This is a genomic window from Mycetocola sp. 2940 (assembly GCF_040548835.1).
Taxonomy (GTDB): domain Bacteria; phylum Actinomycetota; class Actinomycetes; order Actinomycetales; family Microbacteriaceae; genus Mycetocola_A.
Genome location: NZ_JBEPSK010000003.1, coordinates 286,663 through 312,657 on the forward strand (window position 1 = coordinate 286,663; position 25,995 = coordinate 312,657).

The 25,995-nt window shown below is 64.4% G+C and carries 26 protein-coding genes; 19 read left to right on the top strand and 7 right to left on the bottom strand.

What is annotated here, in order from left to right; all coding sequences use genetic code 11:
• Positions 1 to 91: 91 nt before the first annotated feature.
• The 3 genes from ABIE24_RS06175 (at position 92) to ABIE24_RS06185 (ending at position 3,111) form a co-directional block, all read left to right on the top strand.
• Complete coding sequence (locus ABIE24_RS06175) at positions 92 to 568, top strand: VOC family protein (protein WP_354497802.1); 477 nt, start codon at positions 92 to 94, stop codon at positions 566 to 568.
• 211 nt (positions 569 to 779) lie between these two features.
• Positions 780 to 1,964 (top strand): FAD-dependent oxidoreductase, encoded by a 1,185-nt coding sequence (locus ABIE24_RS06180; RefSeq protein ID WP_354497804.1) that lies wholly within the window; start codon positions 780 to 782, stop codon positions 1,962 to 1,964.
• A gap of 124 nt (positions 1,965 to 2,088) precedes the next feature.
• Positions 2,089 to 3,111: an isopenicillin N synthase family dioxygenase gene (locus ABIE24_RS06185; RefSeq protein ID WP_354497806.1), complete on the top strand. Its 1,023-nt coding sequence runs from the start codon at positions 2,089 to 2,091 to the stop codon at positions 3,109 to 3,111.
• Between the two features lie 80 nt (positions 3,112 to 3,191).
• On the opposite strand, the gene ABIE24_RS06190 is transcribed toward ABIE24_RS06185, so the two are convergent.
• Complete coding sequence (locus ABIE24_RS06190; protein WP_354497808.1) at positions 3,192 to 3,620, bottom strand: hypothetical protein; 429 nt, start codon at positions 3,618 to 3,620, stop codon at positions 3,192 to 3,194.
• 266 nt (positions 3,621 to 3,886) lie between these two features.
• Between ABIE24_RS06190 and ABIE24_RS06195 the strand changes: the two genes are divergently transcribed.
• Both ABIE24_RS06195 and ABIE24_RS06200 read left to right on the top strand, forming a co-directional pair.
• Positions 3,887 to 4,288 carry a (deoxy)nucleoside triphosphate pyrophosphohydrolase gene (locus tag ABIE24_RS06195; RefSeq protein WP_354497810.1) on the top strand — a complete coding sequence of 134 codons (402 nt, stop codon included), beginning with the start codon at positions 3,887 to 3,889 and terminating at the stop codon, positions 4,286 to 4,288.
• Positions 4,285 to 7,197, top strand: coding sequence for a DEAD/DEAH box helicase (locus ABIE24_RS06200; protein ID WP_354497812.1), 2,913 nt, complete (start codon positions 4,285 to 4,287; stop codon positions 7,195 to 7,197). Before ABIE24_RS06195 ends, ABIE24_RS06200 begins: the two co-directional genes overlap by 4 nt.
• Before the next feature lie 10 nt (positions 7,198 to 7,207).
• Here the strand turns inward: ABIE24_RS06200 and ABIE24_RS06205 are convergent, their stop codons facing one another.
• A complete protein-coding gene (locus ABIE24_RS06205; RefSeq protein ID WP_354497814.1) occupies positions 7,208 to 9,319 on the bottom strand; it encodes a nuclease-related domain-containing DEAD/DEAH box helicase in 2,112 nt (703 codons plus the stop codon).
• Between the two features lie 96 nt (positions 9,320 to 9,415).
• Positions 9,416 to 10,693, bottom strand: coding sequence for a J domain-containing protein (locus ABIE24_RS06210; RefSeq protein WP_354497815.1), 1,278 nt, complete (start codon positions 10,691 to 10,693; stop codon positions 9,416 to 9,418).
• Positions 10,694 to 11,181: 488 nt separating this feature from the next.
• Between ABIE24_RS06210 and ABIE24_RS06215 the strand changes: the two genes are divergently transcribed.
• The 6 genes from ABIE24_RS06215 (at position 11,182) to ABIE24_RS06240 (ending at position 15,021) form a co-directional block, all read left to right on the top strand.
• Positions 11,182 to 11,739 (top strand): hypothetical protein, encoded by a 558-nt coding sequence (locus ABIE24_RS06215; RefSeq protein WP_354497817.1) that lies wholly within the window; start codon positions 11,182 to 11,184, stop codon positions 11,737 to 11,739.
• 52 nt (positions 11,740 to 11,791) lie between these two features.
• On the top strand, positions 11,792 to 12,313 hold the full coding sequence (locus ABIE24_RS06220; protein WP_354497819.1) for a hypothetical protein: 522 nt from the start codon (positions 11,792 to 11,794) through the stop codon (positions 12,311 to 12,313).
• Positions 12,314 to 12,330: 17 nt separating this feature from the next.
• The gene (locus tag ABIE24_RS06225; protein WP_354497821.1) at positions 12,331 to 12,633 is read left to right on the top strand and encodes a hypothetical protein; all 303 of its coding nucleotides are present in this window, start codon (positions 12,331 to 12,333) and stop codon (positions 12,631 to 12,633) included.
• Positions 12,634 to 12,636: 3 nt separating this feature from the next.
• A complete protein-coding gene (locus tag ABIE24_RS06230; protein ID WP_354497823.1) occupies positions 12,637 to 13,134 on the top strand; it encodes a phospholipase D-like domain-containing protein in 498 nt (165 codons plus the stop codon).
• On the top strand, positions 13,110 to 14,321 hold the full coding sequence (locus ABIE24_RS06235; RefSeq protein ID WP_354497825.1) for a phospholipase D-like domain-containing protein: 1,212 nt from the start codon (positions 13,110 to 13,112) through the stop codon (positions 14,319 to 14,321). Before ABIE24_RS06230 ends, ABIE24_RS06235 begins: the two co-directional genes overlap by 25 nt.
• Positions 14,322 to 14,400: 79 nt before the next feature.
• On the top strand, positions 14,401 to 15,021 hold the full coding sequence (locus ABIE24_RS06240; protein WP_354497826.1) for a GyrI-like domain-containing protein: 621 nt from the start codon (positions 14,401 to 14,403) through the stop codon (positions 15,019 to 15,021).
• A gap of 104 nt (positions 15,022 to 15,125) precedes the next feature.
• Here ABIE24_RS06240 and ABIE24_RS06245 read toward each other — a convergent pair whose 3' ends face one another.
• Both ABIE24_RS06245 and ABIE24_RS06250 read right to left on the bottom strand, forming a co-directional pair.
• Positions 15,126 to 15,827, bottom strand: a complete 702-nt coding sequence (locus ABIE24_RS06245) for a DUF4386 domain-containing protein (RefSeq protein ID WP_354497828.1) — start codon at positions 15,825 to 15,827, stop codon at positions 15,126 to 15,128.
• Between the two features lie 64 nt (positions 15,828 to 15,891).
• The gene (locus ABIE24_RS06250; protein WP_354497830.1) at positions 15,892 to 16,803 is read right to left on the bottom strand and encodes an oxidoreductase; all 912 of its coding nucleotides are present in this window, start codon (positions 16,801 to 16,803) and stop codon (positions 15,892 to 15,894) included.
• Positions 16,804 to 16,928: 125 nt separating this feature from the next.
• Between ABIE24_RS06250 and ABIE24_RS06255 the strand changes: the two genes are divergently transcribed.
• Positions 16,929 to 17,603 (top strand): TetR/AcrR family transcriptional regulator C-terminal domain-containing protein, encoded by a 675-nt coding sequence (locus tag ABIE24_RS06255; protein ID WP_354497831.1) that lies wholly within the window; start codon positions 16,929 to 16,931, stop codon positions 17,601 to 17,603.
• A 149-nt stretch (positions 17,604 to 17,752) separates the two neighbouring features.
• Positions 17,753 to 18,118: a DUF805 domain-containing protein gene (locus ABIE24_RS06260; RefSeq protein WP_354497833.1), complete on the top strand. Its 366-nt coding sequence runs from the start codon at positions 17,753 to 17,755 to the stop codon at positions 18,116 to 18,118.
• An 84-nt stretch (positions 18,119 to 18,202) separates the two neighbouring features.
• Here the strand turns inward: ABIE24_RS06260 and ABIE24_RS06265 are convergent, their stop codons facing one another.
• Entirely contained in the window at positions 18,203 to 18,682 is a 480-nt protein-coding gene (locus ABIE24_RS06265; protein WP_354497835.1) for a hypothetical protein, read from the bottom strand.
• Positions 18,683 to 18,929: 247 nt separating this feature from the next.
• Between ABIE24_RS06265 and ABIE24_RS06270 the strand changes: the two genes are divergently transcribed.
• Positions 18,930 to 19,583, top strand: coding sequence for an MBL fold metallo-hydrolase (locus ABIE24_RS06270; protein ID WP_354497837.1), 654 nt, complete (start codon positions 18,930 to 18,932; stop codon positions 19,581 to 19,583).
• An 11-nt stretch (positions 19,584 to 19,594) separates the two neighbouring features.
• Here the strand turns inward: ABIE24_RS06270 and ABIE24_RS06275 are convergent, their stop codons facing one another.
• A complete protein-coding gene (locus ABIE24_RS06275; RefSeq protein ID WP_354497839.1) occupies positions 19,595 to 19,969 on the bottom strand; it encodes a PH domain-containing protein in 375 nt (124 codons plus the stop codon).
• A gap of 420 nt (positions 19,970 to 20,389) precedes the next feature.
• On the opposite strand from ABIE24_RS06275, the gene ABIE24_RS06280 reads away from it, so the two are divergent.
• From ABIE24_RS06280 to ABIE24_RS06300, 5 genes are all read left to right on the top strand, one after another.
• Positions 20,390 to 21,094: a hypothetical protein gene (locus ABIE24_RS06280; protein ID WP_354497841.1), complete on the top strand. Its 705-nt coding sequence runs from the start codon at positions 20,390 to 20,392 to the stop codon at positions 21,092 to 21,094.
• Between the two features lie 254 nt (positions 21,095 to 21,348).
• Positions 21,349 to 22,422 carry an alkene reductase gene (locus ABIE24_RS06285; RefSeq protein ID WP_354497843.1) on the top strand — a complete coding sequence of 358 codons (1,074 nt, stop codon included), beginning with the start codon at positions 21,349 to 21,351 and terminating at the stop codon, positions 22,420 to 22,422.
• Between the two features lie 420 nt (positions 22,423 to 22,842).
• Positions 22,843 to 24,201, top strand: a complete 1,359-nt coding sequence (locus tag ABIE24_RS06290; RefSeq protein ID WP_354497845.1) for an ABC transporter substrate-binding protein — start codon at positions 22,843 to 22,845, stop codon at positions 24,199 to 24,201.
• Positions 24,194 to 25,126 (top strand): carbohydrate ABC transporter permease, encoded by a 933-nt coding sequence (locus ABIE24_RS06295; RefSeq protein ID WP_354497847.1) that lies wholly within the window; start codon positions 24,194 to 24,196, stop codon positions 25,124 to 25,126. The genes ABIE24_RS06290 and ABIE24_RS06295 overlap by 8 nt, the downstream gene beginning before the upstream one ends.
• A complete protein-coding gene (locus ABIE24_RS06300) occupies positions 25,123 to 25,941 on the top strand; it encodes a carbohydrate ABC transporter permease (protein ID WP_354497849.1) in 819 nt (272 codons plus the stop codon). Before ABIE24_RS06295 ends, ABIE24_RS06300 begins: the two co-directional genes overlap by 4 nt.
• The last annotated feature ends 54 nt before the right edge of the window (positions 25,942 to 25,995 follow it).

Here is a 25,995-nt window from a genome sequence, read left to right on the forward strand (position 1 = left end):
TACGCGCCCCCGCGGCGTGAGTAGCATGAGCCGCGAGCGGCGCCCAGCCCGCGGCATCCGCTCGTCAATCTCTGTGATGAAGGAGAGCGCCATGCAGAAGATCGTCCCGTGCCTGTGGTTCGACACCGAGGCCGAGCAGGCCGCCGAGTTCTACGTGTCGGTGTTCGAGAACTCCGAGATCGTCGAGGTGTCTCGGTACGGCGAGGGCGCTCCGATGCCCGCGGGAACGGCCTTGCTGGTGACGTTCGTGCTCGACGGGGTCGAGTTCCAGGCGCTCAATGGCGGGCCGGCGTTCCGCTTCACTGAGGCGGTCTCGCTGTACACGAGTGCGGAGACGCAGGAGGAGATCGACCGGCTGTGGAACACCCTCACCGCCGACGGCGGCGCGCCGGGCCAGTGCGGCTGGCTCAAGGACAAGTACGGGCTGTCGTGGCAGATCGTGCCTCCGGTGCTCGGTGAGCTGCTCAACGACGAAGACTCGGAGAAGTCCGGCCGCGTGATGCAGGCGATGCTCGGCATGGGCAAGATCGATATCGCCGATTTGAGGGCGGCTTACAACGGCTCCTGACCCGGATGCCCCCGCTCGCTGGAGGAGCGAAGCGACGAAGCGGAGGGCCCCGCACGAACCCGTCGGGCACACACCGTCTGCTCTGTCAGATCCTCCCCGTGACGCTCAGCAGGAGAGCCCCTCGGGAACCGGGTGATCCCTCCGGTTGAGCGTCCCTTCTGCGCGGTGCATCCTGTTGCATGATCTCGCACGAAGACGGGGGGTGGCAGGTATGAAGGCTCTCGTCGTGGGCGCCGGAATCGCTGGCCTCGTCACGGCGCGACAACTCGGGCTCGCCGGCTGGGACGTGGTTGTCCTCGAGCGCTCAGAGGGGCCGCGCACGGCCGGCTACATGATGGACTTCTTCGGGCCCGGCGTCGGCGCGTCAGAACGGATCGGCCTCTACCCGCGGCTGGCTGCTGTGTCTTACCGCGTGGATGCCGCCGAATATGTCGACACGAACGGGCGGGTGACGTCGCGCATCGACTACGAACGCTTCGTGCGGGCCGCCGGCGGAAAAGCGCTCAGCCTGATGCGCCCGGACCTGGAACGTGCAGCACTCGAGGCGCTTGATGACGTCCCGGCGGGACGCGTGAAGGTCCGGTACGGCTCTCGGCTGAACCGGTTCTGGGCCGACGAGGACGGCGTGGGTGTGGACGGCGAGGACAGTGCCGCCCCGTCACGGACAGCCGACGTGCTGGTCGGTGCCGACGGCATCCATTCGGAGGTTCGTGCCCAACTTTTCGGCCCCGAACAGACCTGGCTGCGCCCGCTCGGGATGCGCGCCGCCGCGTTTCTGGTGGAGGCCCCTGACCTGCAAGCGCACGTGCGAAACCGGTTCATGCTGACGGACAGCATCGACCGGATGGCCGGTCTGTACGGGCTGCGCACGGGGGAGGTTGCGGCCATGCTCGTGTACCGTGATGCCGGAACGCTGAGCGGCGAGGAACGGGGTGGGACGCAAAACCGTCTCCGCCAGCAGTTCACTGGTCTCGGCACCGCCGTCGACCGCCTCCTTGCGCTGTGCCCCGAGGACCCGTATGACGACGTCGTCGCGCAGGTGGTGATGCCCACCTGGCATCGCTCCCGTGTCGTCCTCGTCGGCGATGCTTGCGGGGCGGTGTCGCTTCTGGCCGGGCAGGGAGGATCGCTGGCCGTCGCCGGTGGGGCACTCCTCGGAGACATCCTCGGCCCGGTCTCCTCACCGCAGGGAATCGACGACGCGCTGGCGGAGTTCGACCGGCGCTGGCGGCCCACCGTCGAGCGGGCGCAGGCGTCAGGGAGGAGAGCCGCGGCGTCGTTCCTCCCGGCAAACAGGTGGCAGCGGCTGAGGCGCCGATGGATCATCCGCGCATCCGGGCTGCCCGGCATCGACCGGATCGTGGCGCGGCAGATCGTGAACCGGCTCGCCCGGTGAACCTGCGGGTGTCACCGCCCCCGCTCGCTTGAGGGAGCGAAGCGACCGAAGCGGAGCGCACCCGCAAACCCCACCTCTCGTCATATTGGCCCGAGCATCCCCTTTGCCGTGCCAGCATTGAACTATGAGCTCAAGTCTTCCGATCCTCGATTTCTCCCGACTCGATGCCGGCGCCGACGAAGCCGCCGCGTTCCGGGCCGACCTGCTGCGCGCGACCCACGAGGTCGGGTTCTTCTACCTCGTCGGGCACGGCGTCGACCGCGAACTCATCGATGACCTGCTCAACGTCTCACGCCGGTTCTTCGAGCTGCCGACTGACGAGAAGCTCAAGCTTGAGAACGTGCACAGCCCGCAGTTCCGCGGATACACCCGCGTCGGCGGTGAACTCACCCACGGCGACGTCGACTGGCGTGAGCAGATCGACATCGGTCCCGAACGGGATGCCGTCGAGCTGACCCCCGGGACGCCCGACTACTGGCGCCTCGAAGGCCCCAACCTCTGGCCCGAGTCGCTGCCGGAGCTGCAGCAGGTCGCCGAGCGCTGGAACGACGAACTCAGCCGTGTCTCCCTGCGGCTGCTGCGTGCCTGGGCGCTGGCGCTCGGTGCTCCCGAGGACTCGTTCGACGAAGCGTTCGCCGACAAGCCGTTCGCTCTCACAAAGATCGTGCGCTACCCCGGTGAGTCCGGTGCGGAGCGCAAGCAGGGCGTCGGAGCGCACCGCGACGGCGGCGTGCTCACCCTGCTCCTGGTCGAGCCCGGCAAGGAAGGCCTGCAGGTCGAGTACGGCGGCGAGTGGATCGATGCGCCGTCCATTCCGGGCGCGTTCGTCGTGAACATCGGTGAGATGCTCGAGCTCGCGACCGGGGGCTACCTCAAGGCGACGCTGCACAAGGTGTTCTCGCCGCCGATCGGGTCGGACCGCATCTCGGTGCCGTTCTTCTTCAACCCGGCGCTCGACACGGTGATGCCGAGGCTCGAGCTGAGCCCCGAGCTCGCCGCCTCAGCGCGCGGCCTCTCGGTCGACCCGACGAACAGCCCGATCCTCGACACCTACGGCGACAACGCCCTCCGCTACCGGCTGCGGGCGCACCCGAATGTGGCGGAGATCCACCACCAGGACCTGCTGGCCCGCCGCGCCTCAGCCTGAAATAAGGAAAAAGCGCCGAGATAAGGATGCCGCAGCGACAGCATCCTTACCCGGCGCTTTTCTCCTTCTGCCAGGCTGAGTTACCGAGCCGAGCCGGTGTACCGATCGTCGATGCCGAGCTCTGTGAGTGTGCCCGTGAGTTGGCCCGACCCCTTCACGCCTTCATAGGCTCCCCATGCGTCGATGATGGTCCAGGACCCCGTTGCCCCTGCTTCACCGAAGCGTGCCTTCAGGCGGACGTCGAATCCTCCTGCGCCACTGTCGCAGGTGAATTCCTTCACGCCGACGAAACTTCCGCCCCACGGGGTGAAGTGCGGCCCGCCGCTGATGTCGGCCACGGTGCCGGTCTCGCAACCGGGAATGTTGCCTTCGAAGGCGCTCACTTCGCCGACAACTGTGTGCACGACTACGTCCACCGGAAATTGCACCGGTGCCGCGCTGGCCGGTGCGACGGCACCGACCACCAGAAAAGCACCGAGAGCGGCCCCGGTCGCTCCGGCTTTTGCCATCGACTTCTTGAACATTTTTCTCGCTCCAAGCTCGGGCACCTTGCCCGGTGGCCGAGAGATTACGCGTCGGAGCGATCGGCCTCTAGCCCTCTTGCGACCACAACTGGCTTTCGGCAGCCTGTCTAACGACTCGCGATGCGGGGCCTTCATCACACCCTTCGCGAGACTAATTCCATCCCGTCCGTTTTGGCTGCCGTGTCATTTCGACCGTAGCCAGGTAACCGCCAGATACGCTCGACGTATAGCACCCATATGAAGGAGCTCGCGTGAAAAAAGAAATCAACGTAGTCGGCGCCGTGATTCGACGTGATGGCTTGATCCTTTGCGCCCAACGAGGGTTGGCGGGCAGCCTTGCTGGCATGTGGGAGTTCCCCGGCGGCAAGATTGAGCCAGGAGAAACACCTCGCGAAGCGCTGGAACGTGAGATCGTCGAAGAGCTCCACTGTCGCGTGGCAGTAGGCGAATTGGTGACGACAACAGTGCACGAATACGACTTCGGCATCGTCACGCTGACGACCTACTTCTGCGAGTTGATCGAAGGAATACCGTTTCTATCGGAGCATGAAGCAGTCGTCTGGCTACCTCCCGCTGAGCTCGGAACGCTGGAGTGGGCACCGGCCGATGTGCCGGCAGTGGAACTCATCGAGCAAACGCCCGTCTCGCGGTGACGATCAATCTGGACCACCTCGAGCCTTTCCGCCAAGATTTGAGCTTCGGCTACATCGACAAAACCGCTCCGTCTCCGCGGAAGCTTCATCCGCAGCTTGTGTTGAACACCGAAAGCGACTCGATGCTGCGGGCACTCCGCCACGAGCTGAGGCATGCCAGTTCCTTCATGTTCTCGGTCGCATTTGTCTCACCGCGCGCAATCGCCTTGCTCAAGCAAGAGCTAATCGAATTTCAAGGCGTGGGCCGCATCGTCACGTCAAACTACCTCGGCTTCAATAGCCCGCACGCGTTTTCCGAGTTGCTGAATCTGACCAACGTGGGAATCGATGTCCGGCTGCACCAGACGTCGGCGTTCCATCCCAAGGGCTATGTTTTTGGGCGGGCTGACGGCGTCACAGCAATACTCGGAAGCTCCAATCTCACCGAAAGCGCCCTGGCGACAAATCATGAGTGGAATCTGAAGGTCTCCGCGTCACGAAACAGCGACTTGGCCGAGCAATTCACCAACCTCCTTGACGAGGAGCTCTTCAATTCAGTCCCACTCACACAGGGGTGGATCGACGACTACTCGAAGGTCTATCGACCGCCGGTCGTTTCGCCCCTGCCTTTCCTACCAACCGATCCCCAGGCACAGACCCCATCTGTCAGCTCCGTTGTTACACCCAACGCAATGCAGGTCGATGCTCTGGGCGCAATAGCGAGCGTACGTAATGCCGGTCAAGACCGAGCACTCGTGATCTCTGCTACTGGAACAGGAAAAACCATTCTGTCGGCCCTGGATGTTCGGGCGGTTGGCCCGAACCGAATGCTGTTCGTAGCTCACCGCGAGCAGATTCTGGATCGAGCCATTCGCGAGTTCCAGCGCGTCTTGGATGCCCCACCAAGCGATTTCGGAAAGCTTGCCGGCACGACGCGCCAGGCGGACCGGCGATTCGTCTTTGCGACGGTGCAGACGCTTTCTCAACAACATGTCTTAGATTGCCTCGATCCAAAGTCATTCGATTACATGCTCGTTGATGAGGTCCACCGTGCAGGCGCCGCGAGCTTCACGCGCGTTCTCGATCACTTCCGCCCCGAGTTCCTCCTGGGGATGACGGCCACCCCTGAACGGACAGACGGTGAGAACATTTTTGAGATATTCAACTACAACGTCCCATACGAGATTCGACTCAACAGTGCGCTTGAACTCGACATGCTTGCCCCCTTCCATTACTACGGTGTCGCGGACATCACCTTCGAGGATGGGGAAATCACCACTGAATTCACGGACCTCACGCGACTGGTGGACTCAGCGCGAGTCGATCACATCGTGCAATCGATCGAGACCTATGGTCATGCGGGAGTTGCACCGCGCGGACTGATCTTCTGTAGCAGGAAAGAGGAAGCGCACGCCCTCTCGGCGGAATTGAATCAACGACGTCTCCGCGGGGAGCGACTGCGGACCGTTGCCCTGACTGGCGAGGACTCGATCGAGCGTCGTGAGAGCGTGGTGGAGCAACTGGAAGCAGGCGACCTCGACTACGTTCTCACTGTCGACATCTTCAACGAAGGCGTAGACATTCCGTCGATCAACCAAGTGGTCATGCTGCGACAAACGCAGTCCAGCATCGTTTTCGTGCAGCAACTCGGCCGTGGGCTAAGAAAAGCACCGGGCAAGGAATACCTGATTGTCATTGACTTCATCGGCAATTACACCAACAACTATCTGATCCCGATTGCTCTCTTCGGTGACGAGTCTCTAAATAAAGAGTCGCTCAGGAAGAACTTGATTTCGGCGGAGGAAGTTGGCGTCCTTGCTGGACTTTCGAGTGTGCGTTTCGACCGAATCGCCCAGGAGCGAGTACTGCGCTCGCTTCAGATGGTGAAGCTCGACAACTTCCACAACCTGAAATCGGCGATCGAAGCGGTGCGGAGACGCGTGGGTCGGACACCAGTGTTGTTCGATTTTCTTCGCTTCGAATCCGTCGACCCGATTGTGCTCGCAACGAAGGTCGGAAACTATCCCGAGCTCCTTGCCAAACTCAAGATTGACGAACTCGGGCTCACCCCCGACGCTTCGCTGGCCTTGTCAGTGATCTCACGGGAGTTGCTCCCCATCAAGCGTCCACATGAACTTATTCTTCTTCGCCACCTACTCACCCACGGTTCGGCAGCCGAAAAATCGATCACGGACTTGTTCCTCGAAGCGGGGGTGTTCACATCCGAAGGTGTTGTCAGGAGCGCGGCGCGAAGTCTCACTCTCGAATTCAATACGGCATCGGAGCAGCAGAGCTTTAAAACAGTCGGGCCAGCCAGGATGGGGAGCGACGGGCGGATTCAACTGACCGATGGTTTCACCACGCTGTATTCGACCTCATCAAAGTTCAGAGCCGATGTCGACGACGTAATTGAGACCGGGCTGAGTATCACCGAGCGGCGATACGATTCGTCTGTTCCATTCATGCCGGGCCGGCAGTATTCCCGCAAAGATGCGAGCCGCCTCCTTAACTGGACGACGAACATGTACTCAACGATCTACGGATATCGAGTCGACATGGACACACGATCCTGTCCGATCTTTGTGACGTTGCATAAGTCCGACGACGTGTCGGCGAGCACGGCATATGAAGATGAGTTGCTCGATACCCAAACCTTCCGTTGGTACACGAGGAGCAAGCGAACGCTCGTCAGCTCTGAGGTCGTAGCGATTGTCGACAACGCGGTAGAGCTCCACGTGTTTGTGAAGAAGAACGATGCGGAAGGGACTGGTTTCTATTACCTGGGAAAGGCGCGTTCTAGCGACGCCGAGCAGACCACCATGCAATCGGAAAGCGGCGCCACCGTCCCAGTGGTCCGAATGCTTCTTAGCTTCGAGCAACCAATAGAGGCAGCACTATTTGACTATTTCCACACCGATCTGACCGACTGACGAGCGGAAGTCACCCAATGACACCAACCCAGAGTCCGTCACGCGCTCGAGTCATGGCGACGTAGAGTTCCCGGCGATCGCGTTCGTCGCGCTCGCGCACGATGTCGTTGATCGCGATGGCTGCGGCTTCTGCGGGTTGCGGTCCTCGAACGTTCGAGTAGAGCTGAGAGGTTCGCAACCGGGGGACAAGCACTTGCTTGAACTCCAGCCCCTTTGCGCGCTTCACCGTGCCGATCTTCACTGCATCGATGGTCCGCCCATCGTACTTTTCGAGGTCGACCGTAGGTATTCCGGCAGCTCTGCAGGCCCTCTCGACGAGATCCACTGTCGCATTCGTTAGCCCGAGGATGCCTATGTCTCCAAACGACGTTCCGACTTCGCTAGCCACAGCTCGGATGCGGTTCACCATCGCGAAGTCGTGGTCGGCCACCGTCTCACAGGTCACGACAACAGGCGCACTCCCATGCCGCGGGACCAGTTTCGTGGCGTCAGCCCGTTGGTCGGTACCTTCGATGTCGGTGAACTGGTCGCCCGCGATCATTGCATTCGCGAAGGCCACAACCTCTGCGGTGTTTCGGTAATTGGTGTCCATGACCACACCGCGGCCAGCCAGGGAGATCCCAACTTCGGCAAGTGTGTATCCGCCGGGATAGATGCTTTGCTGTCCATCGCCGATCAGTGTGAATCCGTCAGCGCCGTCTCCGACGAGAGAGTGAAGCATCCCAACCATCGCGCACGAGAGGTCCTGTGCCTCATCCACAATCACCGCTGAGTATTCGGTGAGTGGGTCATTTCGAAGTGACTGGGCGGCGAGGAGGATCTGATCAGCAAAGTCGTTGATTCCGGCTTTCCGCAGACGGTCCTCATATGAACGGTAAAGTGCCCAGACGTCGCGGCGCTGGTCAATTGACAATCGCCGCCGTCGGCCGATGCGTGCTGAGTTTGCATAGTCCTCGAATGACGTCATTCCTCGTCCTTTGATGACGTGATCGATTTCCTCTTTCCAGTACCGATCTTTAGCTTCGATGGCAGCTAATGGGCCCTTTGCTCCGACTTCAAACCAGGCAGACTTGAAGGCGGAATTTGCCTGCGTCGGGTTTGTGTTCACCCGGATGCCGCGCTCGCTGAGGACTCGGTGCGCGAACCGATGTACGCTCACGAACTCGACCTTGTCGCTTACCTCTGGTGCCATCCGCTCCATCAGGCTCGAGAGCACCGTGGGCAAGGTTCGGACGTAGGTTGTGACCAGAACTTTGCCAGGACGAGATCGAGCGAGGTACGCCGCCCGGTGGAGTCCGATTACGGTCTTGCCGGTGCCTGCGGCTCCACGAATCCGGGAGGGTCCGTTGAAGTTACGACGAATGAGCTTGCTCTGATCCGGGTGCAGGAAGGTCATCCATTCTTCGACGGGGGCCGCGAGCATTCCTCCCAATAACGCCGAGTTCACCTCATCGGTAGAGAGCAGGTCGCTCTCGTCGATAGTCGCAGACGGAGCTTCGATCACCGGTTCAGGGAGCATTGTGTTGACCGGTTGAGCAGCGCCAAGCACTGGAAAATGGCTCAATGCCGCCCGAAGGACGGTGTCGACTTGAACCGCGGTCAGCCGGGATCCTCTTGAAGCAATGTGACGGAGCACGTCACCTTCACCGACTATGTCGACCGTGCCGATGCTCGCCTTGACGCCCTTGCGGCCGGCGAGAACCACGATCGGTCGCACCTCGCCCGGGGCGAGTCCAACGGCCCCGAGGGCTCCCTCAGTGCCGAAAGCCAGATCCGCGAGATTATCGAACTCGTCGGTAACGTCGTCCTGATCGCGGAACACCCGCCCGGCGGCGATTACAACGTCTTTCCACCACTTCGTATCGACGATGAACACTCCGCCTGGTCCGACCATGACGAGGTCAACTTGCGCGGTTCGGCTCCCGGGCCACTGACGGTCGGGCAAGAAGTGATAGCCCGCGGCGGAAAGTGGAGCAAGAACTCGAGCGACCTGCTTTTCGGACACCGACGCTGCCCGATACCGGCCAGCTGCCTCGCGGGCGTCTCGTGCCGCGCGCTCATGCTGCGCCGCGAGGGCGAACTGCCGGAGGGACTCCTGCCCCGCAGATGAACCAGCCGACATCCGCACTCCCCCTGATAGCGTGTCTGGCTCATTCTGGCATCCGACTCACACCTGACGGGGCTCGCAATGCAACGTGCACCCTAAGTGGGGTGACTCCTACGCGAATGCCACCCGCCGCGACACGCGCTCCGCGAGTTGACCCACTTCCCAGCTCTGGCCCCGCTCGGCGCCAGGAATCCCGCCCTCCAGCATCGGCGCCAGACGAGCAGTGCCTACGCGCCAGGTAAACACCGGGCGGTCACCGAGCTTCGCCGGTGGTGCGTTCACCGCCGCCGGGTCCGGGTCGACGAAAAGGATGCCGGTGAGCCCCGTCACGCCGATGGCATCCGTCAAGGCGCCCAGCCGCGACGGGTCCAGCCGCGAGCGCTCACTGAGCGGCTCGACGAGGAAGAGGCCCTGCGGCCCGACCACCAGGTGCGACGCGTAGGCGCCGTCGTTCCCCACGCGCACGTCATGCCACACCGTGAACTCGGCACTGAGCCGCTTCAACGCCACCGCGATCTGCTCCTGTGCCACGGCTCGGGCGAACTCGACCCTCGCGTCGGCTGGCGCGACCGTCACCGAATCGGGCGAATACGGAGAGCGGAGGAAGACGTCCGCGTTGCTTGGGCGACGCGATAGGTCGTCGGCGAACACGCGGAGGCTGGCCCGGTACTCGGAGCGCCGCTCGGCATAGATGCTCCGGTTCCTCGAGCGGGAACGGCGCACTTCGGCGCGGGCGCGGCTCGTCACCAGCCTCATCGTCGCGACCACGCCGCCGCAAAGGAACGCCACTCCGAAGATGCCGACCGCCACCTGGCGCAGAGCGGGGAACAGAGCGCCCTCGGCGAAGGAGGGGAGGTTCCCTGTGCTCGCCGCGACGATCCATAGAACCATGACCACCAGAGCGAACGGCAGCAGCAACTGCAGGCAGACGACACCCCACATGTGTAGAAAGCGGTCCCGCTCGTGACGGAGGCGCGGTGGCTTCGCCGGCGGTGTCGGGGGCCGGGGTGACAGCATCCACTCGCGGGAGATGTCGAGGTAGCGGGCGCGGGACGATCCACCCGGATGCCCATGCACCGTCGCGAAGGTCGGCGTCGCTGTCGCACTGGGAGCCGGCTCGCTTGCTGGCCGTCGGGACGACGCCCGCTCCCGGCGGGTCTCGGTCTTCGGGGAAGCGGATGCCTGCGGCAGATGCAGGCGGTCGTACTCGGCCCGCCGGGCGGTATCGCTGAGAACCGCCCACGCGGACTGCACCCGGCGGAAGCTCTCGGCTGAGCCGCCGACATCCGGATGGCTGGTGCGGAGTGCTCGCCGGTAGGCCCGCTTCAGTTCGGTGGCGCTTGAGGTGTGCGGGGCGCCGAGAACGTCGTAGTGGGTCTCGCGACTCATCCGACCCCCTCGTTTGGTAGCGACATCCAAATCTAGGGTGCAGGTCAGGCTGCGGGGAGACCCCAATGAGGGGTTGGAGGCTTGGTGCGGGCCCTCCGCTTCGGTCGCTTCGCTCCCTCGAGCGAGCGGGGGAGGGGGGAGACTCCCGAAGGGGAGCGGGGAGGGGGAGGGCTCAGTGCGGGGTTGGAGGGATCGAGCGGCTCATGCCGTATCTCTAGTCGAGACCAGACTCGTCGCCCATCCGGCTCCACCGGATCGCGCAATGGTGACCGACGTTTCGGCGGGACCGGCGACGTTCGCCGAGAGAGCTCCAGCCGTGACGAGTTGCAGGGGCATCTATTCATCCCTTTCATTGAGGTGGAAGGGGGAGAGTAACGACGGGGGCGTCACCGCGCCGTTACAGATGTCTTGCTCGCTGGGGCCCTGTCATCCTCGGCTCGAGGGTGAGAAACTGTGCCGGACACCAGCCTCAGAGGAGGTGAACGGGCATGGATGACCTGTGGTCCGCCATCCTCGGCGCCGTTGTGAGCGGCACCGTCATCGCAGCCCTTGTCGGGCTGCTCACCCGACGCTCCGAAGCCCGCATCAAGGAGAGCGTCGCCGCGGAGTTTCGGGCGATCGCCGAAGCACGGGATGCCGACCGTGCGTTGCTCGCAGAAGTCCTCGGCCCCGTATGCGCCCACCTCGCGCGCACCAGGCAGGCCTTCGGCCGCTGGCGGAGCCGCAATCTCCACCTGGAGACGCGCATCATGGCCGACAGCAACGAGACCATCCGCCGGATCCTGCTGGAGAAGTACCACCTCCTCACCCCCGAGCTTCGCCCGCCCGCGATGAAGCTGGTGGAACACTACGACAAGTGGTTCGAGGTGTACGAGCGCGAGCGCAACTCCGGCAAGCCCGAGGCGGAGCAGGCTTCGTTCATCTTTGCCGGCCCGGAAGGATACAAATTTCCGAAGGAGTCCGAGGTGGAGTTCCGGGAGGCTTTGGATGCCGTCGACGCGCGGCTCCGGGGTGCGAAGCCGACGAAATCTGCTGAACCGGTGTGACATCCGGCACGGGAAGGATTGACGCGACCGACCCCGAGTGCCACTGTTTTTGGTGACGGAGCCGCCCGCAGATGTGCTTCTGGGCGTCATGGAAGCGCTCCGGGTCGTGCACGAGGGTATGGCGATGGGGATCTGCGACGTAGTAGGCGAGTGGGACTCGATCGGATGTACATCCGACGGGTTCGAAGCCATGAAGGAGTACGGGGGAGACCTTCTGGAGTCATGGGGCTTCAATGACGTGGAGTGGAGCGACGACCCGATCGTCGACCCTGACAGCGGAAGCGATCTTCTCGGCGCGTACGACCCGTCCACCGGGACGATTCACCTTTCGCCCGACTTCCTTTGCCAGGCGGAAGGCAGCGAGGTCGCCAACATCGTCGCTCATGAGGCGTTCCACGCGGCAGTGGACCAGGCAGGTCTGCCAGATGCCGGCGAGGAGACGGCGGGGTACAACTTCGGCCAGGAAGTTCAGACGGAGATCGAGAGCGAATGCACGTCGTCGGAGTCCGGCACCCCTTCGGACCTTCCTGATTTTCCGTGGGGAGTGTCCACGCCGGAGCCTGCTCCGGGATGACCTGCTGATTGGGAGGTGTGACTGAGATGAGGCTGCTGACCGAGGAGGAGCAGGCGACTGTGTCTAAGGCCGAGCGGCGCGCCTCGGCCGCCCTGTCGTATGGGCTCAGGGAGAGTGTCGTGAAAGGGCAACTCACCATGTTCGCCAGCATGCTCGACAGCATCCACGAGGTGCCCGGGTCGTCCGGTGTGCTCCTGGAAGCGCGGCTCCTGGAAGCAAAAGCGGCTCTTCTCCGCCGAATTGTGGGGCTCCCTGTACTGATCGGATTCTTCAGGGACTCCACCGACGCGCTCCTCGACCCGATCCTCAATCCGGCGTGACCCATGTACCCCATCGGCGCGCTTGGCGGCACAGCCTTACTGGTCGCGGACGAGGAGTATCCACTCCGGGTTCGTGAAATGCTCGGCGGAGCCGGGCAACGGTGCCTGGTGAGCATGTTCATCGTCGACGCCGGCAGCAGATCCGAAGCGGTGAACGACATCGTTCTCGCGTTAGAGGCCGCACTGTGGCGGGGCCTGGACGTGAGGATAGTGCTCGGTGGCTCACGGACAAATCAGAGAATCGCCGAAGCAACCGCCGGCGCTGCGCAGGTGTTCCATGACCGGAGCATCCCGGTCCGATGGCTTGCGGCGCAGCCCCGACGAGGAAGCCACGCCAAGCTCGTTATTGCTGACGACTCCGTGCTGGTCGGATCCCACAACTGGTCGGCCGGGGCGTTCTCGGGCCAGCACCAGGACAGCGTCCGATTCGACTCTCCGGCGCTCGCCTCCTACTTCACAGCGCATTTCAACGCTCAGTGGATCCGGGCGGGGGCGCCATGATGTTCGTTTTTGATTGGTCTGAATTCGCGACCGACGCCGTCGTCGCCCGGCTGTACTTCGAGCTCGGCATGGCCCCCGTGACCGAAGAGGCAAGCGCGGCGCGCGCACGGCTGGCGGCTCTCTTCGGGCTCGTCGGCGGACTCAGGATCTCTGATGAGCTACCCACGGATGCCGACCGAGATTCGCGTGCCCTGCAACTGGTGGACGAGGCCTGCGGGCACACACTCCGCCACGTCGCTGCTCCGGACATCACGGCAGGCTTCGTGGTGGACGACCAGCCTGCCAACGTTGCCTTTGAGCGTGAGGTCCAGGCTCGCGACGTTGTTGCGATCAACAATGCCACCGCGGCGCAACTGAATGGTCTCCCCGGAATCGGGCCGGCGTTGGCGGCGCGAATCGTCGCATCCCGTGGCGTGGCGGGACCGTTCTCCTCGGCGGAGGAACTGGACCAACGGGTAGAAGGCCTCGGCCCCATCGGAGTGGAGGACCTGACACATGTGGTTTCGTACGCCCGCCCCGAGCTTCTCGCCATTCACCAGGCCGACGACCTCGGGTCGCGCCTCAGGCTGGTCCATGCCTTGGGTGGTTCAGGGGCGACGTCCCTCCTCGGTACCTTGGATGTGCTGATCGCCAGCTGTGCGGAGCATCCGCACCCCTTCACGACACATCGCGTCAGGAGACGCCCGCCGACGCCGCCCAGCGACGAGGCTCTGGCGGCAGAGTGGGTCGCGGTGCTTGCCAACGATGCGTATCACCCCGCGGTCGAGTCGGCGATCGGCGACGCGCTGGTCTCGATTGAGGTGTGCATGTTCCACATTGCCCTGGGCGGTGCGGAGCACCCCACCCGGATTCTGCTCGAGAAGCTGGTCGAGGCTCACCAACGGGGAGTCGCCGTTCGCGTGGTCCTTGACCGCGACCGGAAAAATGACCCATACCTGTCGACCATCATCAACAAGCCCGCGAAGGAGTTTCTGGAAAACGCAGGGGTGCCGGTCCGCTCAGATGCGGAGGAAACGCTGATGCACTCCAAATTCCTCGTAATCGACCGAAAGCTCGCCGTGATCGGAAGCCACAACTGGTCGGCCGGGTCGTACGAAGATTTCGACGACATCAGCCTGGCGATATCATCTTCCGATCTGGCCTCCGAACTGCTGCTGCGCTTCGACGAGCTGTGGGACGCCGCCTAACCGTTTCGCCAACACCTCCCGCGTCGGGTACGTCGCTGCAGGATAGGACGCCAGGACAGAGCGCAATCAAGGGAGGGCCGTGGACAAGTACGACATCAAGGTCGCGCACAAGGCGCTGTACGCGCCGTCGCCGACGGACTTCTCGACCCTGGACGTGCCCCGGATGCAGTACCTCGCCGTCGACGGACGCGGCGACCCGAGTACTTCCACAGAGTACGCCGCCGCGCTCGAGGCGCTGTACCCGGTCGCCTACGCGCTGAAGTTCGCGAGCAAGAACGCGCTCGGCCGCGATTTCGTCGTCGGACCGCTGGAAGGGCTGTGGCGAGCCGACGACATGACCGCATTCACCCGTGGCGACCGGGACGCCTGGGAGTGGACCCTCCTGATCAGCCAACCCGACTGGATCACGCCTGCGATGATCGCGGATGCCGTCACCGCGGTGACAGCGAAGGGAAAGGGCGGTAAGGCGGTCGACCGGGTGCGGTTGCTCACGCTCGACGAGGGGCGTTCCATCCAGATCCTCCACATCGGGTCGTATTCCGACGAAGCTCCGACGCTCGCGCGGCTGCACGACGAGTTCATGCCCGCCCACGGGCTCACCTTCAACGGCGACCACCATGAGATCTACCTGAGCGACGTTCGCCGCACCGCGCCCGAGAAGCTCAGGACCGTTTTGCGGCAGCCGGTTCGGGCGCGGTAACGCCCTGCTGCTCGCTGCCCCCCCCCCCCCCGCTGGCTGGAGCACACCCCCCGCTGGCTGGAGCACACCTCCCCGCTGGCTGGAGCGAAGCGAAGCCAAGGGCCTCAGGCAAGCTGTGTCGAGTGAGCGCGCACGCTGGCGACGGGCGAACGGAAACCCCTCACGATTAGCCACACACCGAAGGCAATCTCGAAGAGCCCTCCGAGGATCGACAGGGGCAGTCCGATGCCCTCGACGCCCAGTAGTTCGAGCACCGCTCCGGCAAAGAACACGGCGTAGCCGACAATGCCCCACAGCGCGAGCCACCGCGGCACGAGCTGCGCCCGGAACAGCAGAGCGCAGAAGAACAGGCTCGCGAAACCGAGGGCGGCCATCGCCACCTGGTAGGCGACGTCGTTTGCCTCGACTGCGGATGCGGCGCGGGTCGCGAGGTCCGTGGCATCCGCTGTGCCGGCGAGTTCGCCGCTGAGGGCGACGAGCGAGAAGAGGAATCCGATGCCGACGAGAAGCACCACCGCTTCGACCAGTCGGCCGACGAGGTAGATGCGGGCGACGGGGAGGCTGTGCCGTTTGAGGAGCGGGAACAACAGCACACCGATGCTCGCCACGATGACCGAGTTGGCGAGCATCAGAGCGGCGCCCAGCGTGTACTGCGGGGTGTTCGCGGCGACGGCGGTGAGCTGGTCGGGAGCGCTCAGAACGGATGTCGTGAGGGCCGTTCCGATTCCGTAGGCGGGGATCGCGGCCAGGAAGAGGATGCCGACCAGGCGGGTGCGGGTGCGGTCGGTGAGGGATTGGGTTGTCATTGTTGTCTCCTGGGAGTGAAAAGGTTCGTTAGGGAGCCGTGTCGCTTCGGTCGCTTCGCTCCCTCTAGCGAACGGGGAGCGGGAAGGTCGTGCCCGTCAGTTCCTCGGACACAGCCCAGAGGCGAGCGGCTACGACCCGGTCGGACGCGTCGGTGGAACGGTCGACGAGCACCGGAGGGCCGGCGAATCCGCCGCGCTTGCTCGGTCCGGCGTAGCCCGCGGCGGGCATCGGCGCCGTCGCGGCGAACAGGGTCGTGGCCGCGCCGTCGATCGCCTTCTGCGCGAACAGGGCGACGACGACCTTGGCGAAGAGGTTGAGCGCCACGTTGGTGGAACTCGAGTTGAGGTTCGTCGCCGCCATACCCGGATGGGCGGCGGTCGCGACGACGCTCGACCCGGCTGCGGTGAGGCGCCGCTGCAGTTCGAGTGTGAAGAGCAGGTTCGCGAGCTTCGACTGGGCGTACCCGGCTGACCCGCCGCCGTAGCGACGAGTGGTGAAGTTGAGGTCGTCGAAGTCGATGGTGCCCGACTTGTGCACGCTGCTCGCGACGGTGACGATGCGCCCGGTGATGTGCGGCAGCAGCAGATTGGTGAGGGCGAAGTGGCCGAGGTGGTTGGTGCCAAACTGCAGCTCGAACCCGTCGGCCGTGCGGGTGAGCGGCGGCACCATGACACCGGCGTTGTTGATGAGCAGGTGGATGTCGCCGGTCCAGTCCGCCGCGAATCGCCTGACCGAGGCGAGGTCGGCGAGATCCAGCTGGCGGACCTCGGTGGAGCCGACGATCGTGGCCGCGGCATCCCGACCCCTCGTCACGTCGCGCACGGCGAGCACGACATGGGCGCCGTGACCGGCCAGAGCGCGCGCCGTTTCGAGGCCGATGCCGCTGTTGCCGCCGGTGACGATGGCCGTCGTGCCGGTGAGGTCGGGCATATCGGCCTGGGTCCAGGGAGCGGAGCTGGCGAGTGGGGTGGTCATGATCGGTTCCTTCGAGAAGGGTTCACCATACGGTGTAAGGTGATGCGGAAAAATGTACCATACGCCGTAAGGTAGTGTCTACGGGTGTAGGTAAAAAATCTGAGGCCGAAGCGGAGGACGTGGTGGTGCGCTCCACAACGAAGACAACACGGGAGCCGGTCACGCGGGAGCGGGCGATCCGGGTCGCGGTGGCGCTCGCCGACTCCGGCGGCATTGACTCTCTGAGCATGCGCAAACTCGCGGGTGAGCTCGGCGTCGAGGCGATGTCGCTGTATTACCACGTCAAGAACAAGGACGAACTGCTCGACGGCATGGTCGGACTCGTCGTCAGCGAGATGGCGATCCCGGCAGCGGATGCCGCGTGGAAGCCCGCCCTGCGCGAACGGTCGGAGTCCGCTCGCGACGTGTTGAAGCGGCATCCGTGGGCCATCTCGCAGGTCGACGCCCGGAGCACGGTCGAGTCGCTGAACTACCTCAACGCGACGATCGGATGCCTCGTGGCCGCCGGATTCTCCATTCCGCTCGCCGCGCACGCCATGTCGCTGCTCGACAGCTATGTGCACGGGTTCGCGCTGCAGGAGGCGTCACTGCCGCTCGACGACGCGGGGGACATCGGGGCGGTGACCGAAGACATCATGGCGCAGCAGGCAATGATGTCGGGGGCTTTTCCGCATCTCGCGGCGATGGCGACGGAACTGATCCTGCAGCCCGGGTATGCCTACGGCAACGAGTTCGCGTTCGGCCTGGGCATCATTCTCGACGGGATCGAGGGGTCTCTGGCGGCGGCATCCGCTTCTTAGCGCGCCCAGCTGTTTCAAGGGACGCGAACCGTCGTCAAACTTCGGGTTTAAGAGCGTTTTGCGTCCCTCGAAATCATGCCCGGAGTGCCCTTTCGGCAGGTTCGGCGCATTTCTACAATGAGAGCGTTGCTTCGAGTCGAGGAGGAGCCATGACATTCGGTGAAGCAATCCAGTCCGTGTTCCGCAATTATGCCGAGTTCACTGGCCGCGCGTCGCGGTCCGAGTTCTGGTGGTGGATTCTGTTCTACGCGCTCGTGACGGCGGCGCTCAACGTGTTCAACACGGTGCCGTTCGGTGAGGGCACGTACCTCGGCACGATCCTCGCCAGTCTGTGGGGGATCGCCGTTCTGCTGCCGAATCTCGCGGTTACCGTGCGCCGCCTCCGTGACGCCGGTTACAGCTGGGCGATGCTATTCTTCGCCCTGGTTCCGGTGGCTGGCATCATCGTTCTCGCGGTGTTCTGGGCCCAGCCGACCAAGGAGACGGCGCCGTCGATGAATGCCGCGCGGGCGTAGAACCTCGAGCCGGGCAGATCACTCCCACCAGGAGTGCTCGAAAAACACCAGCGCTGGATGTGCTGGAGAAGGGGTCCTTTCGAGTCACGGATCCGACAGCAACTTGACTACCGGTGCTCGTCGCCGCTGCGGATACCGCGGTGGTCGCTCAATGCGCACGATTGGATACTCGTCGCCCGCGTGGACGTATTCCGAGAGGCGGTGCACCGGCCCGGTCGAACACCAGGATTCCTGTGCGACATAGAGGTGGCTGATGAGTTGCAGTCCCCGCGCCGCGGCCGCCGTTTTCAGGCGTCTCGTCATCTCGTAGTCGAGATCAGAGGTATCCCGCGGTGCCGACTCCTGCGCGAGGGCGAAGTACCGAACGTAGTCGACATCCACCGCCGCGAGGATGGCGTCGTGGTACTCGTCGAGAAGACCGTTGTAGGTGTCGGTGACAACCTCGGTGAAGTAGTGCTCGAGGTCGTCGTCGGCAGCGATCACGACGAGTTTGCGCGAGTGCTCGTCCTGCCACAGATGTTCCTTCGCGAGGAACAAGAAGTCCCAACCGGAATTGATAATCATGCGGAGAGGGTAGCCCCGCTAGAGGGGCTGGAACCGGTTCGACCTCGATCTGTGGATAGCCGCGGCTGCTCAGCCAACGGCAGTTGTTAACGCGGCCGCTAGACAGGACAATTTGGGGTGGAGCGACGCTCAACAGGATGAACTGACCGCTTCCCCCCGTCGGATCCTGTTGACCGTTCGCGGCACAAGGCCTCGACCCTCGGGCCACTGCGTGGTGTACTACCGAGTGCCGCTTGAAGGGATTCGCATGCGCCTCATCGCCGAGAACTGCTTTCAACTCGAGAAGTCCAAAGGAGTCAACACCTACGTCGTTCGCGGCGAGGACCGCACTGCCGTGATCGACCCGGGCATGGCATCCGCGTTCGATGACGTGCTGGCCGAACTGCGCGACGCCGAGTCGCGAACCGGCAAGGTGACCGACATCCTGGTCACGCACTATGACCGCGACCACATGCAGATCGTGAAGCGGCTGCAGCAGGCGCTGAAGGTTCCGGTCTGGATGAGCACCGCGGATGCCGCAATCCTGCGCGGCGACGTCGCCCCGCCGACGCTGTTTCGTCGCCTTATCCACCGGGTGGCGGCGGCGGACTATCCCGACGGGTTGGTGGAAGTGACCGGTACGCTCGAAATCTTCCCCGGGCTGCTGGCATTCCCGACACCCGGGCATACGCCGGGTCACCTCGGTTTTCGGTGGGGCGACGTGCTCTTCACCGGGGATGCCGTCACCGTCACGAAACACGGGAACATCAAGCAGTTCCACCGCCTGGTGATCAGCGACAAGGCGATGGCGCGCACGACGGAGCGGTTGCTGCGCGAGCGGATCAAGGCCGAGGACATCGAGTGGATCTGCGCCGGGCACAACCCGCCGACGCGGTGGGTCGGTGGCGACGCGGAGTGGTGAGGATTCGGCTCCTATAGGACATAGAAGCCGATGAGCTTGCCGAGGTAAGTAATGTCGAAGTTGCCCTTGAACTCGAGCTTCACTTTGCCGAGCCCGCTGAACCAGAGCTCGAGTTCGGCGTCCAGGTCGAAAGTCCCTGCCGTCTCGATCGAGAAAGCCTGAATCTTGTTGTAGGGGAGGCTTGAGAAGTCACGCTTCCTGCCGCTGATGCCCTGCACGTTCACCGCGATGATGCGCTTGTTGGTGAAGACGACGAAGTCCCGAACGGTTTTGGCCGCGACCATGATCTGCTCTCCTTCGACGAAGAGGGGCTGCACCGATGCCGCAATCTCACCGGGGTCACAGGCGGCGAGTTTGAAGACGGAACCGTTCGAGAAGTCGATCATTCCGCGAGTCTAGGGTTGGCTGCGGAACCGGCCGGTCGATTCCTTGCACCCAGACAAGGTGACAAACCGTATGATCTGAGCGGATCAGCACCAGAGGTGTTTGAGGCGAGCCATAGAGTGCGATTACGTCTTCTTTCGGCGTATGGAGTACAGAGTTGCCTGGCTCCAATCAAACCGTTCTCTGGAGTTGCCTTGACCGAACCAAACGGGGTGCCTGCTGTGCCCAACCCTCAGCCCGTGCCTCTGAATCCCGCCGCCGCGTCGCAGCCGTCATACCCGCAGCCGGCACAACCCGGTTACGCGCCAGCTGGACCGATGGCTGGTCAGGCGCCGCCTCAGTATCCAGGCGCACCTTTCCCGGGCGGACCCATGCCTTGGGAACCTACGCCGCCGCCGACGAAGGGCCCGAGTCGCCTCGGTGTGGTAGCTGTAGTTTTTGGCGTACTGGCCTTTCTGTTCGCGGTTATTCCGCCCATCGCTGGTTTCACCTTCGTATTCGCGATTACGGCTATCGTCCTCGCACTTGTCGGCATGGCCAGAAAGGGCAGGCGCAAGGGGCTTTCGCTCGCCGCATTGATCCTTGGCGTTGTCGCCTGGCTGGTTTCCATCGTCGTTTTCATCACTTTCATCGGCGCCAATGCGGAAAATTCCGGCAGTGTGTCATCGCAGTCCTCTTCTCAGGAGTCAGTCGAGGAGTCCCCCGAAGAGCCAGTCGAAGAGGCGGCTCCCGAACAGGAACAGCCGGCTCCAGTCCCAGAAGATTTGAGTGCCTACGTCGAGATCCCGGAGCGGGATTTCGCCCTTCTGGTCAAGGACCCGGACGCTGCGGTGGGAAAAAACCTCGTAGTTTACGGAAGTGTCTGGCAGTTCGACGCCGCCAGCGGGAAATGCTCCTTCCTTGCATCCACGGCATCGGCCCTCATGGAGAGTGACTGGGAGTATTCGCAAGACGTCATGGCTTTTGGCGGTGACGGGGAGAGCGACTGTCCTCTCCTCGCCCCGGTTGTCGAGGGTGACGTCGTCAAAATGTGGGTCACAAACACCGGAAGCTACAGCTATGACACCCAGATTGGCGGGAACACTACGGTTCCGCTCTTCGAAGTGAAGCAGGTCGAAGTTCTCTAAGAGCAGGACTATAAATGTGGCAAGCATGATGGAGCCGGCTCGTACAAAGACCGGCCAGCGCTAATCGCGCTGGCCGGTCTTGGTTTGGTGTATCTGCGGCCAGGGTCATCGCCACCTTTTGACACATCGCCCGTCCGCTACGAGCTCAGCGCGCGAGAACTCAAAGCGCTCCTGACGGAATAGCACCGACCCACCACACGTTCCCCCGAGGGTGCGCTGATCGGCGCGCGACGCAACCGAAAGGCATCCGTTCTATGGATCTGTTCTCACCCGTCTCTCTCGGAAATCTCCACCTGCCCAACCGGGTCGTCATGGCGCCGCTCACCCGGCTTCGCTCCGACGCCGACGGCGTGCCCGGCGAACTGATCGCCGAACACTACGCGCAGCGGGCCAGCCTGGGCCTGATCATCACCGAGGGAACCTACGTGAGCGCCGAATCCAAGGCGTACCCGGGGCAGCCGGGCATCGTCACCGCTCAGCAGATCGCGGGCTGGCGCCGCGTCGCCGACGCCGTCCACGCCAAGGGTGGACGCATCGTCATGCAGCTCATGCACGGCGGCCGCGTGTCGCATCCCGCCATCACCGGCACCGACCGCATCGTGGCGCCGAGCGCCATCGCCATCACGGGCGACGTCCGCACCCCGGCCGGCAAAGTGCCGTACCCGGTTCCGCACGCACTCACTCTCGACGAGCTCGCCACCGTTCGCGATGAACTCGTGACCGCCGCCCGCAACGCCATCGAAGCAGGACTCGACGGCGTCGAGGTCCACAGCGCCAACGGCTACCTGCTGCACGAGTTCCTCTCGCCGGCCTCCAACCAGCGCGACGACGTCTACGGCGGTTCACCCGAGAACCGCGCCCGCTTCACGACCGAGGTTACCGACGCAGTCGCGACCGCCGTCGGGGCCGGGCGCGTCGGCATCCGCATCTCTCCGGAGCACAACATCCAGGATGCCCTCGAATCGGATGCCGCGGACGTCACCGCCACCTACGGCACCCTCGTCGACGCGCTCGCTCCGCTCGGCCTGGCGTACCTCAGCGTGCTGCACCGCGAACCGGCCGGCGACCTCGTGCAGAACCTGCGCAGCCGCTTCGGCGGCGCGCTCATCACCAACAGTGGCTTCGGCACCGTCACCACCCGCGAAGAGGCGATCGACCTCATCGACGACTCCCACGCGGATGCCGTCGCCGTCGGCCGCCTCGCCATTGCGAACCCGGACCTCGTCGAGCGCTGGCAGGGTGAGCACCCCGAGAACGAGCCGAACGCGGCGACGTTCTACGCGGACGGCGCCGAGGGATACACCGACTACCCGCGGCTGGCCGTCTAAGGCCGCCGGCACCTGAGGCGCGGCGCTCCGTCGGGAGCGTCGCGCCTTTTGCGCCGAGTTCACGCGTTCCGGTCGGGTTCACCTGGTGCGCCGGGTGTTTTGGTCCGGAGCGGGTGAAGTGGCGGGATGCTGCGGGTCGCGTGGCGTCCGCTCCCTGCCAGTCGCGTGGCATCCGTTCGCTGCCGTGGGGTTGGTGCCACCCGCGACGGGTTCACGCGTTCCGGTCGGGTTCACCCGGTGCGCCGGGTGTATTGGTCCGGAGTGGGTGAAGTTGCCGATGGCGCCGGGCCTGACCGGCGGCATCCGTCACGGAACGGCGAACGGCGCAAACTCGCGGGACAATGGGACGAGCTGGTTCGACCACTATGGAGGGCAGGCCCCTGCTGCCGCGAGCGCCGGCCCCTTCCAGAAAGAGATCCCATGAGAAGACATACCCGGCTGACGTCCGTCGTGATCGGCGGCATTGCCGTCGCCGCCACCCTCGCCGCCTGCGCGCCCGGCACCGGCCAGAGCGACGCGCCCGACCCGCAGAGCACCGAGATCAGCACCGACATCTCGGGCGTCGGAGACGTCACCCTCACGGTCTGGGACCAGGAAGTACGCGGAGCCCAGAACGAGCAGATCGAGCAGCTCAATGCCGCCTTCGAGGAGAAGTACCCGAACGTCAGCATCGACCGGGTCTCACAGGCGTTCGACGACCTGAACACGACACTTCGGCTCGCGCTCACCGACAAGGACGCCCCCGACGTCGTCCAGGCCAACAACGGCCGCAGCACCATGGGCGCGTTCGTCGCGGCTGACCAGTTGCGCCCGCTCGACGACTACGCGGATGCCTACGGCTGGTTCGACCGGTACGCCGAGTCGATCCTGCAGTACTCCACCTACAGCGAGGACGCCACCGTCTTCGGCGAGGGCGACCTCTACGGTCTGCCGCAGGTCGGCGAGGTCGTCGGCGTCTTCTACTCCAAGAGCAAGCTCGAGGGACTCGGCCTCGAGGTTCCCGCCGACTGGGCGGCCTTCGACAGGGCCCTGGCCGCGGCCAGGGCCGCCGGTGAGATCCCGATCCAGCTCGGCAACATCGAACAGTGGCCGGCCGGTCACGTGTTCGGGCCGCTGCAGGGCGACTCCGTCGCCCCCGACGAGATCACGAAGCTCGGCCTCGGTAACCCCGGTGCCAGCTGGACCACCCCCGAAAACGAGAAAGCCGCCGCCGCTCTGCAGGCCTGGGTCGACAACGGCTACTTCAACGAGGGCGCGAACGGCACCGACTATGACGCCGCCTGGCAGGCCCTCGCCGCCGGCGACGGCGTCTTCCTGCTCGGCGGATCCTGGCTCACCGCCGACCTCGCCGACGCCATGGGCGACGACCTCGGATTCTTCATCCCCGAAACGGATGCCGGCACCCTCGCGACCACCGGCGGCACCGGCCTGCCGTTCACGATCACGTCGGCGGCTGAGAACACGGATGTCGCCGCGGCGTACATCGACTTCCTCACCAACGACGCCGCGATGGAGGTCCTCGCCGAGACCGGCAACCTCCCGGTGAACCGCACGGCGGAACTCGCTCCCGAGTCCGGGGTGCTCGCCGACGTCTACACCGCCTTCGAGAGCGTGACCCAGGACGGCAGCCTGCTGCCCTACCTCGACTACGCCACCCCGACCTTCGGTGACACCCTCGGCCAGTCGCTGCAGGACCTGCTCGACGGCCGCACCACTCCACAGCAGTTCACCGAAGCCCTCGAAGCCGACTACACGGAGTTCCTCGAATCGAATGGCTGATGTCGCGACGGTAGGCCGGGGAACGGGCGCGCGGTCCGGACGGAGTGCCACGCGGCATCCGGTCCGGTCCCGACGCGGGTGGGTCCCGTACGCCTACCTCGCGCCGGCACTGTTGCTGTACGCGTTGTTCCTGCTCGTGCCGCTCGTGCGGGCCGGGCAGTTCTCCTTCTTCGAATGGGACGGTCTCGGCGCCTCGACCTTCGTCGGGTTCGAGAACTACCTGTCGGTGTTCTCGGACGAGCGGCTCAGGTCCGCGTTCGGGCACGCTTTCGTGCTGGTCTTCTTCTACGCGATCCTGCCGCTCGTCATCGGACTCGCGCTCGCCGCCATCCTGACCCGGGCGAAAGTGAAGGGGATCGGCTTCTTCCGCACGGTCATCTTCCTCCCGCAGGTGATCGCCATGGTCGTGGTCGCCGTCACCTGGCGCCAGATCTACGCGCCCACCGGGCCGCTGAACGGGTTCCTGCGACTGATCGGACTCGACGGGCTGACCACCGCGTGGCTCGGCGACTACACCTGGACCCTCCCCGCGGTCGGCCTGATCGGCACCTGGGTGTCGACGGGCCTGGTCACCGTGCTGCTCATGGCGGGCATGAGCCGGGTGCCGCTCGACCTCTACGAGGCCGCCCGGCTCGACGGCGCCGGCCCGATCCGGGAGTTCTTCGCCCTCACCCTGCCATCGATCCGGGGGGAGATCGCCGTGGCACTCACACTGACCATCGTCGCCGCCCTCAAAACCTTCGACCTCGTCTATGTCACGACCGGCGGTGGGCCGGGCACCTCGACGACGGTGCCGAGCTACGAGGTCTACCGCCGGGCGTTCGAACTGGGCGAGGTCGGCACCGCCACCGCGATCGGCATCGTTCTCACGATCCTCGTCTTCGCGATCACCGCCGCCGTGAACCGCATCGGGGACCGGTCGTGAGGGTCTCGCGCTTCGAGGTCTCGGCGAACTACCTGATCCTCGCCGTCTTCGCCCTGATCGTTCTCGGTCCCCTGGGACTCATCCTCAGCCTCGCCCTTGGACCGCAGAGCGCCTCGGTCGGGCGTGAGGGCCGGGTGTTCCACTGGGAGAACTTCGCCGACGCCTGGCAGATCGGCCGGTTCGGGCAGTACATGATGACATCCGTCACCGTCGCGGTGATCGTGGTCGTCACATCCGTCACCGTGTCGATCCTCGCCGGCTACGCCCTCGGCACCATGCGGTTCCGGGGCGCGACCTTCTTCTTCTACCTGTTTCTGGTCGGCATCATGGTGCCGACCGAGGCGTTTCTCGTTCCGCTGTACTTCGACCTGCGGATGCTCGGGCTCACCAACACGCTCTGGGGCGTCGCCCTGCCGCAGATCGCCATGTCAATCGCGTTCGGCACCTACTGGATGCGCACCTACTTTCGTTCGGCGAGCCGCTCGATGATGGATGCCGCCCGGCTCGACGGCGCGGGAAGCATGCGTATCCTGTGGCAGATCCTCGTGCCCAATGCCCGTCCGGCGGTCACGACGCTGGTGCTGCTCGTGTTCCTGTGGACCTGGAACGAGTTCCTCATCCCGCTGGTGATGTCACCGAGCGGGAGTGTGCGCACGGCGCCGCTCGGCCTCGCGTTCTTCCAGGGGCAATACACGCAGGGCACCGCCCTGCTCGCCGCCGGCGCGGTGATGGTCGCGCTGCCCGTTGTGGTGCTCTACATCTTTTTGCAGCGCCACTTCCTGCGCGGCATGCTCGAGGGTGTCTCGCCGCACTGAGCGGATGCCGCGCCGCACCGCCCTCCCGCGCGCGTAGTCACCCGCTTCGGACGA